We start from the raw sequence: 12,883 nt of genomic DNA on the forward strand, positions 1-12,883 counted from the left end.
CCGCGACGGTGCTGGGTTGACGTGCCCCAGCGTAGACCGGCACCGGGTCGCCGGCGCCCGCGACCACGGAGCGGGCACCGCGCCCGCTAGCGTGGACACGTGAACGGTTTCTGGGACTTCGTCGGTTCCTACTGGTGGCTCGTCTTCCCGCTGAGCGGCATCATCGGCGGCTGGGTCCGCGGCGCCCAGGTGTGGGACGAGCGCCGGCGCCGGGACAAGATCGAGATGTACCGGATCAAACACGCCCAGGACCGCGCCACCCTGGAGGCGGACGAGGCGCTCACCGGCGAGATCGAGCGGACGATCGCGGCGCACGACGAGACCGAGCGCCGCTGGCTCGACTACGAGCTCGACGCCGTCAAGGTGCTCGAGTACCCCGTCATGACGGACATGCGCGAGCAGGTGACCGTCGACTTCCACCGGGCCCGGCGCGACGCCGAGAGCCTGCGGCCGCAGGACCCGGAGGAGCTCCGCGACCGCCGTCGCCTCGACCGGTACCGCGAGGCCGTCCGCGAGTACCAGGTGCGCTTCGACATCGCCGAGGCCGAGGCGCGGCGACGGCGCGCGTCCGACTTCTCCCCCGCAGAGCGCCAGTCGCTGGACCGGGCGAAGAAGCTGCTCGCGCTGGCCGACGACGAGGGCTCCACCCAGGCCGAGCGGCAGTCGGCCTACCGGCGGGCCACCAAGGAGCTCGAGGGCATTCTTGTGCTGCCCGACGCCGCCACCGACGCGATCGAGCAGCGCATCGCGGGCCTGCTGGAGCGGGCCCCCGAGCACGAGGCCGACGAGCCCGGGAGCGAGCCGCACCGGCACTGACGCCGGGCGCCCTCGCTCGGGGGCACCTCGTTCGGGGCGGCACCGGCCGCCTTGATCTTCGGGTTCACAGGATGGTCACAGGCGCACGGCAGGACCGCCCCAGGCACCGGGCCTACGTTCCGGGCGTCCGGTGGCAGTGCAGCCACCCCCGCCGTTCGTGCTTCCTCCCGAGGAGTCCCATGTTCATCACCTACCTGCGCCGCGAGCTGCGGCACCGGCGCAAGCAGACCGTGGTGGTCGCGATCGGCCTGGCCGTCGCGATCGCGCTGGTCATGGTCGTGTAGTCCGTCTCCGCCGGGGTCCGCGACGCCCAGGCGTCCGTGCTGGAGTCCGTCTACGGCGTCGGCACCGACGTCACCGTGACCCAGACGGGCGAGCCCGGCGAGGGCGGCGGGCCCGGCCGGTTCGAGTTCGACGCGGACGACGGCGAGACCGACGGCGAGACGGACGGCGAGACGGACGGCGAGCCGGACGGCGAGACGGACGGCGAGGGCACGCGCTCGCTCGATCAGGACCGGCTGAGCGTGGTGCGCGGGTCCGCCTCCTTCGACGCCACCGCCCTCGCCACCGTGACCGGCGTCGACCACGTGACCGGCGCGGCCGCGACGCTCACGCTCGAGAACATGTCGTTCTCCGGCGAGGTGCCGGACCTCGACGCGATGCGCGAGCAGCAGGGCGACGGCGGCGGGCAGGGTGGGCCGAGCGGGTCGACGGGCGGCTCCGACGACGCGCAGGAGCCGCCGACCGGCCGCCGAACGTGAAGCCACCCCCGTTGCTCGACTACCCCAGGACCGCCGACCCGGCGTGTGCGGCCAACTTCTACCGGCGCGTCAGAACGGTGGCGGTCCGGGATCGAGCGGGGAGGCGCGGGGTGCGTCGTGGGACGGTGATTCGAGTGGCGGGGGTTCGAGCGTCGAGCTGTTCCGGTCCTGGTGGGTGCGTCCTGTGGGTGAGGTCCACATCAGGGCGCCGTCGCCTCCGGCCTCGCTGCGCCATCGGGACTGGTGCTTCAACACGTGGTGCCGCCTGCAAAGATGCGCGAGATTGTCCGCGGTCGTGCGGCCGCCGTCAGCCCAAGCGACGACGTGGTCGATGTCGCAGCGGGCGGCGGTGCGGGTGCAGCCAGGGAACCGGCAGGTGGTGTCGCGGGCCTGTAGCAGCGCGCGCAGCGCGGCCGGGATCGTGTAGGTGCCGGGATCGGTGGTCAGCACGCGCCCGTCGGCCGGGTCGACCAGCAGGCGCCGCAGGGACGGCGCGTGCGCGGTCAGACGGGCGGCAGTGTCCGCGTCGACGGGCCCGTGCCCGTCAAGCTCGGCTGGGGCGCCGCCACCGAGCAGCGCCGTGACGGGGACCGTGACCCGCACGCTCGGGGTGATGTGGAGCGCGAGGTCGGCCAGGTCGGGTACGGCGGGCTCGTCATCGACATGGGTTCGGGCATCATCTGCGTCGCGCCGGGCCGGGGCAGCGGTGCCGGGCGTCGCGGTGCCGGTCGACCTGGTGGTCGCGAGCAGGAGGCCGGCAAGCGCGTCGGCGCGCAGCTGGTCCAGCGTGCGGCAGTCGCCGGCGTCCTTGGCCCGTCGGCCCGTGCCGGTGAGGCGGTCGTGGATGGCGTGCGCGCTGGTTGCGGGCAGGTAGGCCGTGAGCCAGGCCATGCCGTCAGCGGCGGGGTCGAGGTGCACGGCGCGCCTGGTCGCGGCGCTCTCATGGCGTGCTGTGAGAGGTTCCGGGTGAGCCAGGTCACGAGCTCGCCGCAACCGGCGGCGCAGTTGCGGCAACGTCACGCACGCCGCTGCGGGCAGCACCGCCGCCTCGATCGCCACCTGCGCCTGTGCGCGCACCCGCGCAGCGTCGGTGTCGGGAGGGGCATGAGGCAGGTCCGCCAGAGCGTCCGCGATCGCGCGGGCGTGCGCGAAGGAGAACCGCCCCTGGCACAGCTCGATCAGCGTCGACGTGGCGGGCGCGCCCGCCTCCCGGACACCCAGCGCGACGTCCGCCAACGTCTTCGCGGTGTCCACCAGGTGCGTCGCCTGCTGCTCGGACAACCGCAGCGCCGTCGCCAGATCGGCGATGAACGCCCGCTGCGCCAGCTCCCGCCGCCGCAGCGTCGACGCGCGACACACCTCGAGATCGGTCTCGTCCAGCAACGTCCGCTCGCACCCGGCCGCCGCCCGCCGTGCCCGCTCCACCACGAGCAGCCTGCGCCCCTCCAGTGCGTCGATCCACGCCTGGAGCAGGACCGCCTCGTCGATCGCCGTCGACACGTCACCCACTGACGGGTGCGGCCCAGGATCAACCTGGGTTGCGACATCGACGGCCTCGACATCCACGGCTTCGAACATGCGTTCGAGTCTAGCGCTCGTCAGTCCGGTCCGACAGGGGGTGTGGACAACTATCCGGCCTGGTCAGCAGCATGGTCAGCAGCATGGTCAGCCCAGGAGGACTGCGATGCCCAGCGACACGGGCAGGGCGAGCAGCATGCTCAGCAGCGTGACGTCGCGCACGGCCGTCGTCGGCAGGCGGAAGTGGCCGGCGAAGAGGAAGACGTTCTGCGCGGTGGGCAGCGCGGCCATGATGACGACGCCGAGCAGGTCGACGCCGTCGAGGTGGAAGGCGAACCGGCCCACGACCCACGCCAGCACGGGCATCACCGCGGCCTTGAGCACCGCGCCGGCCACGACCTCCGCGCGGGCTTCGTCGCCCAGCGGCTTCTGCCCGCGCAACGCCATCCCGAAGAGGAGGAGCAGGAGGGGGACGGACGCGTCGGCGAGCATCTCGAGCGGCGCGCCCAGCACCTCCGGCAGCTCGACCGACAGCAGCGCGGCGGCCAGGCCGAGGGCCGTGGCGACGCTCACGGGGTTGGCGAGCGAGCGCGCGAGCGTCCGCCCCAGGCCGCCGGACCCGCCGTCCGCCCTGTGCCGGCACCACGCGAAGACCGCCAGATAGAACGGCGCGACGACGAGCAGCTGCGCGAGCAGGACGGAGACGACCGGCGCCGTGGTGCCGACCGCGTACAGCGCGATGGGGACGCCGATGTTGCCGGCGTTGACGTACGAGGCCGCCATCGCCCCGGTCGCTACGCGCCCCGCGGGCCGGCGCAGCATCCCGCCGGCGAGGGCCGCGTAGAGCAGCCCCGTGGCCGCCGCCGTGATCAGCGCGAGCGGCGCGTACGTGCCGAGCACCGCGTCGACGTCGGCACCCGAGACCAGCACGAACATCAGCGCCGGGTTGGTCACGTAGTAGACCAGCGGCGCGATGCCGCGCTGCATGTCCGGCGCGCGGGCCGGCAGAAGCAACGTGACCGCCAGGCCCACCGCCACCAGCACCAGAACGACGGCGAAGCCGGTGAGCACGCCCCCCACGCGTCAGCGACCCCTCAACGAACGAGGCACGGGCGCTTCGGGTCGAACTCCCACCCCGGCACCAGATACTGCATCGCGACGGCGTCGTCGCGCGAGCCGAGCCCACGCTCCCGGTACAGCTCGTGCGCTGTGGCGAGGCGGTCACGGTCCAGCTCGACGCCGAGGCCGGGGGCGGTCGGGACGCGGATCTCGCCGCCGGTGATCCGCAGCGGCTCGGTGGTGACGCCCTGCCCGTCCTGCCAGATCCAGTGCGTGTCGAGCGCGGTGATCTCGCCGGGCGCCGCCGCGCCCACGTGCGTGAACATCGCCAGCGAGATGTCGAGGTGGTTGTTGGAGTGCGAGCCCCAGGTAAGCCCGAGCTCGTGGCAGAGCTGGGCCACGCGCACGGACCCGGCCATCGTCCAGAAGTGCGGGTCGGCCAGCGGGATGTCCACGGCGTCGGCGCGGAGGGCGTGCCCCAGCTCCCGCCAGTCGGTGGCGATCATGTTGGTCGCGGTGGGCAGCCCGGTCGCGCGGCGGAACTCGGCCATGACCTCGCGCCCGGAGAACCGGCCCTCGGCGCCGCACGGGTCCTCCGCGTAGGCCACGACACCCCGCATGCGCCGCCCGAGGCGGACCGCCTCGTCGAGCAGCCAGCCGCCGTTCGGGTCGAGCGTGATGCGGGCGTCGCCGAACCGCTCCTTGAGCGCGACGACCGCGTCCACCTCGAGGTCGCCGGCCTGCACGCCGCCCTTGAGCTTGAAGTCGGCGAAGCCGTAGCGCTCGCGGGCGGCCTCGGCGAGCCGGACGACGGCCTCGGGCGTCATCGCGGCCTCGCGGCGCAGGCGCGACCAGGCGTCCGGGCCGTCGGGCTCGCGAAGGTACGGCAGGTCGGTGGCGTCCGGGTCGCCGACGTAGAACAGGTAGCCGAGCATCGGTACGGCGTCGCGCTGCTGCCCCTCGCCGAGCAGCTCGGCCACGGGCACGCCGAGCGCCTGGCCGTGCAGGTCCAGCAGCGCGGACTCCAGGCCGGTGACGGCGTGCACGGTGGTGCGCAGGTCGAAGGTCTGGTTGCCGCGCCCGCCGGCGTCGCGGCCGGAGAACGCCGCGGAGACCTGCCGCAGCAGCGACCGGAACCGCGCCACCGGCTGCCCGACGACGAGCCGCCCGGCGTCCTCGACCGTCGCGCGGATCTTCTCGCCGCCCGGCACCTCGCCCAGCCCCTCGCGACCGTCGGAGTCGTGGACGATCACGACGTTGCGCGTGAAGAACGGCCCGTGGGCGCCGGACAGGTTGAGCAGCATCGAGTCGTGCCCGGCGACCGGCACGACCTCGACCCGGTCGATCGTCGGGGTGCTCACCGCGCGGCCTCGGGCGCGAGCTCGAGCGCGCCGTCGACGCGCCGGTTCAGCCGCCACGGATTGTCCGGACGCACCGGCGCGGGGAGCAGGAACTCCGGCAGGTTCTGGTAGGCGACCGGCCGCAGGAACCGTTCGACCGCGAGCGTGCCGACCGACGTCGAGCGACCGTCCGACGTCGCGGGGAACGGGCCGCCGTGCACCATCGCGTGCCCCACCTCGACCCCCGTGGGCCAGCCGTTCGCGAGGATGCGCCCGGCCTTGCGCTCCAGCACGGGCAGGAGCCGCACGGCGGTGTCACGGTCCGCCTCGGTGAGGTGCAGCGTCGCGGTGAGCTGGCCCTCCAGCCGCCCGAGGGCCGCGAGCAGCTCGTCGTCGTCCGCGTACCGCACCACGAGGGACGCGGCGCCGAAGATCTCGGCCTCGAGGACGGGGTTGGCGAGGAAGGTCGCGACGTCGGCCGTGAAGACGGCCGGGGCGGGCGCGTTGCTCGTCGCCCCGGCGGTCCCGGAACCGGTAGTCGTGACACCGTCCTGCGCGGCGAGCCTCTCCACGCCGTCGTGCCAGGCCCGGGCAATGCCGGCGGTGAGCATGGTCTGCCCGGTGGCGGCCTCGACGGCGTGGCGCACGGCGTCGACGAAGGCGTCGCCGCGCTCCGACCGCGGCGCGAACAGCAGGCCGGGGGCGGTGCAGAGCTGGCCCGAGGACCCCGTCACCGAGGTGAGGTAGGCGTTCGCGAGGGCATCGACGTCGCCCTCCAGCGCGCCCGGGAGTACGACCACCGGGTTGATCGAGCTCATCTCCGCGTACACGGGGATCGGCACGGGGCGCGCGGCGGCCGCGGCCACGAGGGCCAGCCCGCCGGACCGGGAGCCGGTGAAGCCGACGGCCCGGACGGCGGGGTCGCGCACGAGCGCCTGGCCGACCTCCGCCCCGGGGCCGTAGACGAGCGAGAAGACGCCCGGGTGCAGGCCGGCCTCCGCGACGGCCTCGGCGACCGCGCGGCCGACGAGCTCGCTGGTGCCCTGGTGGGCGCGGTGCGCCTTGACGATCACGGGGCAGCCGGCGGCCAGCGCCGACGCGGTGTCGCCGCCCGCGGTGGAGAACGCGAGGGGGAAGTTGCTCGCGCCGAAGACGGCGACGGGGCCGACGGGCACCTGCCGCTGGCGGATGTCGGCGCGCGGCGCGGGCGTGCGGTCCGGCAGGGCCGGGTCGACCCGCACCCCGCGGTGGTCGCCCCGGCGCACGACGCCGGCGAAGAGGCGCAGCTGGCCGGTGGTGCGGGCGAGCTCCCCGGTGAGCCGGGCCTCGGGCAGCCCGGTCTCGCGCAGCGCGCGCCCGACGATCGCGGAGCCCGCGGCCTCGATGTTCTCCGCGACGCGCTCCAGGAACCGGGCGTGCGGCTCCGGGGCCAGCGCGGAGAACGAGGCGAAGGCCTCCTCGGCCGCGGCCGTGGCGAGCGGGAGCTGATCGGTGGACAGCAGCGAGTAGGCGGGCTCGAGGGCCTCGTCGGTGGCGGGGTCGTGGCTGCTCGCGGAGCCGGCGGCGCCCACCAGCGGGGCGCCGGCGACGATCGAGTGCCCGGTGAGGACGGCGGTGGCGGTCATGGTCCCTCCAAGGGTGCGCGCGGATGCGCGTGGCTGTGTGGGCGTCGTCGGTCAGCGTGCCAGCGCGACGTCGGCCGGCCGGATGCCCGCCGCGTCGACGAGGGCGCGCAGGTCGTCGACGTCCCGGTCGGTGAGGTCCTGCAGCGGGGGCCGCACGCCGCCCAGGTCGCGGCCGACGGCCTTGAGGCCGCCCTTGACGATCGAGACGCCGTAGCCCTTGGCCCGGTCGCGGATGTCGAGGTACGGCAGCACGAAGCGGGTCAGCTTCTCGGTGACGGCGTCGCGGTCGAGACGGCGCACGTCGCGGTAGAAGTCGAGCGCGAACTCGGGCACGAAGTTGTACATCGCGGAGGAGTAGGTGCTCATGCCGAGCTGCAGCAGCGGCAGCGCGAAGGTCTCCGCGGTGGGCAGCCCGCCGAGGTAGAACAGGCGGTCGCCGTTGGTCGCGACCACGCGCGTGAGCTGCTCGATGTCGCCGAGCGCGTCCTTGAAGCCGACGAAGTTCGGGTGCCGGTCGGCCAGCCGGGCCACGGTCTGCGCGGAGTAGACGGCGTTGGCGCGGTTGTAGACGATGACGCCGACGTCGGTCGCGGCGCACACCGCGGAGGCGTGCTCGAGCAGGCCGTCCTGGTCGCAGTCGGTGAGGTACGGCGGCAGCAGGAGGACGCCCTCGGCACCCGCGGCCTCGGCGGCCCGCGCGTTCTCGACTGCCTGCGCGGTGTTGCCGCCGGCGCTGCCCAGCACGGGGGTGGCCCCTTCCGCCGCCTCGACGGCGAGCGCCATCACGCGCGCGGCCTCGCCCGGCGTCAGGCTGAACCCCTCGCCCGTACCGCCGGCGGCGAACAGGCCGCCGATCCCGAAGCTCGTCTGCCACGCGATGTGCTCGGCGTACCGGGCGCCGTCGACCTCGCCGTCCGCGGTGAACGGGGTGACGGGGAACGAGAGCAGGCCCTCCTTGAGGGTGGCGGCGAGCTCCGAGGGTGAGTACGTGGCCACGATGGCCCCTCCTGGTGACAGACGTCGGCGGTGACAGTTCGTCCGACAACCTAAGGAGCGTTCACGATGCCTGTCCAAGCCCCGAATGGCATCGAATCATGCACGTCCTGCATCGCTGTCGGAGCTCCTGCCGGGCGTCCGCCTCAGTCGTGCACCTGCTGCAGGATCCGGAGGAACTCGTGCAGCGCCGGGTTCCGGGAGTCCCGGTCCCAGATCGCGTGCAGCTCGACGACGGCGTGGGGGACGTCGGCGAGGTCGACGAACTCCACCCCCGGCAGGCCGAGCAGGCGGGCGGACTCCGGGACGAACGCGACCCCCCGACCGGCCGCCACCAGCGAGCACATCGTGAGGATCTGGCTCACGACGTGCACCACGTTCACGTGCTCGACGTCGACGTAGCGCACCACCATGTCGTAGAAGTAGCGGGCCTTGGTGGAATGGTGGCCGATCAACGGGACGTCCCGCAGGTCGCCGGCGCGGACCGCGCGACGCAGTGTGGCGAACGGGTGGCCGTGGGGAACCACCAGCACGAGGTCCTCCGACAGCAGGAGCTGGGAGTCGAAGGTGCTGTCGTCGAACGGCGGGCGACCCAGCGCCAGGTCGAGCTCGCCGCGGCGGATCGCCTCGATCTGCTCGATCGTGACGAGCTCCTGCAGGTCCAGGTCGACGCCCGGCATGTGCTCGCCGATCGCCCGGACCAGCGTGCCCAGCAGGCTGAACCCGGTGGCTGCCGTGAAGCCGAGACGGAGCACCCCCGCCCTGCCGGCCGCGATGCGGCGGGCGAGCGCCGGAGCGTCGTCCGCCGCGGTGAGCAGGCGGCGTGCCTCGGTCAGGAAGACCTCACCCGCCGTGGTGAGTCGGACGTGTCGGTTGTCGCGCTCCAGCAGGAGGACCCCGACGACCCGCTCGAGCTTCTGGATCTGCCGGCTGAGCGGCGGCTGGGTCATGTTCAGCGCCTCCGCGGCGCGGCCGAAGTGCAGCTCCTGCGCGACGGCGACGAAGCAGCGGATCTGGTCGAGGGTGAACACGATGCCCTCCGGGACTCACGCAATGCTGTAAGTGGCTTAGACAGGCATCGTACGGCTCCCTAGGCTCGCCGCCAGACCGAGGTTCACGACCCCGGACCGCCCGAAGCCGCACCGACCGTTCTCGATGAGGAGACATTGATGACCATCCCCCTGCGCCGGGCTCTCCTCGGCGCCACCGCAGCCGTCAGCGTGATCGCCCTCGCCGCCTGCGGCGGGAACGTGAACGGCGGCTCCACCGACGAGTCGTCGTCCGACTTCCCGACCGAGGACATCACCTTCACCGTGGGCCAGGACGCGGGCGGCTCCACCGACCTCATCGCGCGGTCCGTCGCCGACGGTATGTCGGACGACCTGGGCGTCGCCGTCCCCGTGGTGAACAAGCCGGGCGCAAACGGGGCGCTCGCCACCAAGGAGGTGGCCGCCATGCCCGCCGACGGCCAGAACCTCGTCCTGCTCAACGCCTCCCTCATCACCATCACGAACCTGGCGCTCCCGGAGGACGAGGCCGTCTCGCTCGACGACCTCGACGTCCTCAAGGGGCTGTCGCAGGACGACTACGTCCTCGTCGCCAGCACGGAGTCCGGCTTTACCTCCGTCGACGACCTGAAGGCCGCCTCGGGCGGCATCAAGTTCGGCACCACCGGCGTCGGTACCGGATCACAGCTCGCGCAGGAGCTGCTCTTCGCGCAGGCCGAGATCGAGGGCACCCCTGTGCCGTTCGACGGCGGCTCGCCGGCCCTGACCGCCGTCGTCGGCAACCAGGTCGACGTCTCCACCGTCCAGCTCGGCGAGGCGAAGCCGCAGATCGACGCCGGCAAGGCCGTCCCGCTCGTGGTGTTCTCGACCGAGCGCAACGAGAACCTGCCCGACGTGCCCACCGCGGCCGAGGAGGGCTACGACGCCCCCGTCGCGCAGTACCGCGCCGTCGCCGCCCCGAAGGGGCTCCCGGAGGACGTCAAGGCGCGGCTCGTCGAGTCCATCGACGCGGCCCTCGCGACCGACGCCTACCAGGAGTTCAACAGCTCCCAGCTCCTGACCCCGCACGAGATCTCGGGCGAGGAGGTCGTCGAGGAGTGGAACGGTCTCGCCGACAAGTACGCGGAGCTCACGGAGACGTACGACATCGCGCTCTCGGAGAACTGAGCACGCCGTGAGGAGCACGACGATGACGACACCCGGCACGCACCCGACGGCCGACGCGCCCGAGCCTTCGCCGGCGGGCACGCAGCCCGCGGCCGACGCCGGGCCCCCGGTCGACTCGGTCGACTCGGTCGACTCGGTCGACTCGGTCGACGACAGCCCGGACGGACCCGAGCCCGCCGGCCGCGTGGCGAACCTGGCCTCTGGCCTGGTCGCCCTCGCCGTCGGGGTCTCGGGCGCCGTGCTCTCGGTGTCGTTGGGCCTGGGCACGCTGGAGCAGCCGGGCACCGGCCTGTGGCCGTTCGCGATCTGCGTCGCGATGGCGGCGCTGGCGCTCGCGCAGCTGCTGCTGGGTCGCCACGGGGGCGAGGGAGAGCGGTTCTCCCGCCACTCGTGGCTGGCCCTGGTCGGGCTGGTCACCCTGGTCGTCCTGGTCGTGCTGCTGCCGGTGATCGGCTTCGAGATCCCCGCGCTCGTGCTCAGCATCGTGTGGATGCGGTTCCTCGGCGGAGAGACGTGGCGCTCCACGATCGTGTGCTCCGTCGGCCTCGTCGCCGCGCTGTACGCGATCTTCGTCGGCGCGCTCGGCACCGCCGTCCCGCACCTGTTCTGACCGCCCGAACGCACCCCGCGAAGGAGACGTCAGGTGGAATCCCTGGACAACGTGATCGCCGGATTCGGTGTCGTGCTCGAACCGACCAACCTGCTCTACTGCCTGATCGGCGTCGTCGTCGGCATGCTCGTCGGCGTGCTGCCAGGCCTCGGCCCGGCCGCGACGATCGCGATCCTGCTGCCCATCTCGTACGGGCTCGAGCCGGTCACCGCCATCATCATGCTCGCGGGGATCTTCTACGGCGCCCAGTACGGCGGCACGATCACCGCGGTGCTGCTCCGCCTCCCAGGCGAGGCGAGCTCGGTGGTGACGGTGCTCGACGGCTACGCGCTGGCGCGCAAGGGAAGAGCCGGTACGGCGCTGGGGATCGCCGCGGTCGGCTCGTTCGTCGGCGGCACGATCGCGATCGTCGGGCTGACGTTCCTCGCTCCGGTCGTCGCGGGGTTCGCGCTCGACTTCGGGCCGCCGGAGTACGCGGCCCTCGCGCTGCTGGGCATCCTCCTCGTCGCGACGATCGCGTCGGGGAGCGCTCTGCGTGCGCTCGTCGCGGCGACGTTCGGGCTGCTGCTGGCCACGGTGGGCCGGGACTCGTTCACGGGTGTCGGGCGGCTCACGTTCGGCAGCCTCGACCTCGCGGACGGGATCGACTTCGTCGTCGTCGCGATGGGCGTCTTCGGCCTCGGTGAGATCCTGTACAACCTCGAGGACCGGCACCGTGCCGTCGCCGCGCCGGGCAAGGTCGCCAACGTGTGGCCGTCGCGCCGCGACCTGCGGGAGTCGTCCGGCGCGATGGGTCGCGGCTCCGTCCTCGGCTTCCTCCTCGGTGTGCTGCCCGGCGGCGGCGCCACGATCTCCTCCATGGCGGCGTACGCCGTGGAGAAGAAGCGCGCCAAGGACCCGAGCCGGTTCGGCAAGGGCGCTGTCGAGGGGGTGGCGGGGCCGGAGACGGCGAACAACGCCGCCGCGACCAGCTCGTTCATCCCCCTGCTCACGCTCGGCATCCCGGCCAACGCCACGATGGCGATGATGTTCGGCGCGCTGCTGATCCAGGGCATCACGCCCGGGCCGCAGCTCGTCGACCAGGAGCCCGAGCTGTTCTGGGGCGTCGTGAACTCGATGTACATCGGGAACGTGCTGCTGCTCATCCTGTCGATCCCGCTCGTCGGGCTCTTCGTCCGCGTGCTGAAGGTCCGGCCCGCGATCCTGGCGCCCGTGACGGCGCTCATCACGGTGATCGGGGCGTTCACGCTCAACAACTCGGTGTTCGACGTGCTGCTGGTGGTCGTGTTCGGCGCGCTGGGCTACCTCATGAAGAAGTTCGGGTACGAGGCGGGACCGCTGGTGCTGGCGTTCGTCCTCGGCGGGTTGCTGGAGGAGAGCCTGCGCCGTTCGCTGCTGCTGTTCGACGGCGACCCCGGCGGGTTCCTCGGCCGGCCGATCTCCGCCGTGCTGCTCGCGGCGTTCGTGCTGGTCGCGGTGTGGCCCCTGGTGAAGGTGGCACGCACGCGAGTGCAGGCGATGTTGTCGTCGGGCGACGAGACGTCGTCCGACGGGCGCTCGAACGACAGGAAGAAGGAATCGGTATGACCGTCGTCGTGGGATACGTCCCGACGCCCGCGGGCGAGGCCGCGGCCCAGGCCGCCGTCCGCGAGGCGAGGCTGCGCGGGGAGGACCTGCTCGTCGTGAACTCGGCACGGGAGGGCTCGCTCGTGGCGAGCAGTGTCGCGACGGACGAGGACCTGGACGCCCTGCTCGCACTGGCCGCCGACGCCGGCGTCCCTGCACAGGTGGTGCGCGGCACGCACCGCGACGACTTCAGCGACGAGATCCTCGAGCTCGCCGAGCGGCACGACGCGACCCTCATCGTCATCGGGTTGCGCCGCCGGAGCCCGGTCGGGAAGTTCATCATGGGCTCCGTCGCGCAGCGCATCCTGCTGCAGGCCGAGCACCCCGTCCTCGCGGTCAAGCCGGCGTCGTGAGCCCCGGC

Annotated in this window: 12 protein-coding genes; 6 read left to right on the plus strand and 6 right to left on the minus strand. The window is 73.1% G+C overall.

What is annotated here, in order from left to right; genetic code table 11:
• Positions 1 to 99: 99 nt before the first annotated feature.
• Both AC1C2V_RS02865 and AC1C2V_RS02870 read left to right on the plus strand, forming a co-directional pair.
• Positions 100 to 816: a hypothetical protein gene (locus AC1C2V_RS02865; RefSeq protein ID WP_495388052.1), complete on the plus strand. Its 717-nt coding sequence runs from the start codon at positions 100 to 102 to the stop codon at positions 814 to 816.
• Positions 817 to 1,136: 320 nt separating this feature from the next.
• A complete protein-coding gene (locus AC1C2V_RS02870) occupies positions 1,137 to 1,577 on the plus strand; it encodes a hypothetical protein (protein WP_495388053.1) in 441 nt (146 codons plus the stop codon).
• A 69-nt stretch (positions 1,578 to 1,646) separates the two neighbouring features.
• On the opposite strand, the gene AC1C2V_RS02875 is transcribed toward AC1C2V_RS02870, so the two are convergent.
• From AC1C2V_RS02875 to AC1C2V_RS02900, 6 genes are all read right to left on the minus strand, one after another.
• Positions 1,647 to 3,155: an HNH endonuclease signature motif containing protein gene (locus tag AC1C2V_RS02875; RefSeq protein ID WP_495388054.1), complete on the minus strand. Its 1,509-nt coding sequence runs from the start codon at positions 3,153 to 3,155 to the stop codon at positions 1,647 to 1,649.
• 87 nt (positions 3,156 to 3,242) lie between these two features.
• Entirely contained in the window at positions 3,243 to 4,166 is a 924-nt protein-coding gene (locus tag AC1C2V_RS02880) for an AEC family transporter (RefSeq protein ID WP_495388055.1), read from the minus strand.
• A gap of 23 nt (positions 4,167 to 4,189) precedes the next feature.
• Positions 4,190 to 5,515 carry an enolase C-terminal domain-like protein gene (locus AC1C2V_RS02885; protein ID WP_495388056.1) on the minus strand — a complete coding sequence of 442 codons (1,326 nt, stop codon included), beginning with the start codon at positions 5,513 to 5,515 and terminating at the stop codon, positions 4,190 to 4,192.
• Positions 5,512 to 7,119 (minus strand): aldehyde dehydrogenase (NADP(+)), encoded by a 1,608-nt coding sequence (locus AC1C2V_RS02890; RefSeq protein WP_495388057.1) that lies wholly within the window; start codon positions 7,117 to 7,119, stop codon positions 5,512 to 5,514. The genes AC1C2V_RS02885 and AC1C2V_RS02890 overlap by 4 nt, the downstream gene beginning before the upstream one ends.
• A gap of 51 nt (positions 7,120 to 7,170) precedes the next feature.
• The gene (locus AC1C2V_RS02895; protein WP_495388058.1) at positions 7,171 to 8,115 is read right to left on the minus strand and encodes a 5-dehydro-4-deoxyglucarate dehydratase; all 945 of its coding nucleotides are present in this window, start codon (positions 8,113 to 8,115) and stop codon (positions 7,171 to 7,173) included.
• 143 nt (positions 8,116 to 8,258) lie between these two features.
• Positions 8,259 to 9,143 (minus strand): LysR substrate-binding domain-containing protein, encoded by an 885-nt coding sequence (locus tag AC1C2V_RS02900; RefSeq protein WP_495388059.1) that lies wholly within the window; start codon positions 9,141 to 9,143, stop codon positions 8,259 to 8,261.
• 135 nt (positions 9,144 to 9,278) lie between these two features.
• Between AC1C2V_RS02900 and AC1C2V_RS02905 the strand changes: the two genes are divergently transcribed.
• Genes AC1C2V_RS02905 through AC1C2V_RS02920 form a run of 4 tightly spaced genes read left to right on the plus strand, consistent with a single transcriptional unit; the run spans position 9,279 to position 12,875 of the window.
• Positions 9,279 to 10,286 (plus strand): tripartite tricarboxylate transporter substrate binding protein, encoded by a 1,008-nt coding sequence (locus AC1C2V_RS02905; RefSeq protein WP_495388060.1) that lies wholly within the window; start codon positions 9,279 to 9,281, stop codon positions 10,284 to 10,286.
• Between the two features lie 22 nt (positions 10,287 to 10,308).
• On the plus strand, positions 10,309 to 10,896 hold the full coding sequence (locus AC1C2V_RS02910; RefSeq protein ID WP_495388061.1) for a tripartite tricarboxylate transporter TctB family protein: 588 nt from the start codon (positions 10,309 to 10,311) through the stop codon (positions 10,894 to 10,896).
• A gap of 33 nt (positions 10,897 to 10,929) precedes the next feature.
• Positions 10,930 to 12,483: a tripartite tricarboxylate transporter permease gene (locus AC1C2V_RS02915; protein ID WP_495388062.1), complete on the plus strand. Its 1,554-nt coding sequence runs from the start codon at positions 10,930 to 10,932 to the stop codon at positions 12,481 to 12,483.
• Entirely contained in the window at positions 12,480 to 12,875 is a 396-nt protein-coding gene (locus tag AC1C2V_RS02920) for a universal stress protein (RefSeq protein ID WP_495388063.1), read from the plus strand. The genes AC1C2V_RS02915 and AC1C2V_RS02920 overlap by 4 nt, the downstream gene beginning before the upstream one ends.
• Positions 12,876 to 12,883 lie beyond the last annotated feature (8 nt).

The sequence above is a fragment of the Isoptericola sp. Y541 genome (assembly GCF_059445465.1).

What these genes read in the sequence shown, in the direction of transcription:
- AC1C2V_RS02875 (WP_495388054.1), bottom strand. Translation starts at nt 3,155, where the DNA reads ATGTTCGAAGCCGTGGATGTCGAGGCCGTCGATGTCGCAACCCAGGTT.
- AC1C2V_RS02890 (WP_495388057.1), bottom strand. Translation starts at nt 7,119, where the DNA reads ATGACCGCCACCGCCGTCCTCACCGGGCACTCGATCGTCGCCGGCGCC.
- AC1C2V_RS02910 (WP_495388061.1), top strand. Translation starts at nt 10,309, where the DNA reads ATGACGACACCCGGCACGCACCCGACGGCCGACGCGCCCGAGCCTTCG.
- AC1C2V_RS02920 (WP_495388063.1), top strand. Translation starts at nt 12,480, where the DNA reads ATGACCGTCGTCGTGGGATACGTCCCGACGCCCGCGGGCGAGGCCGCG.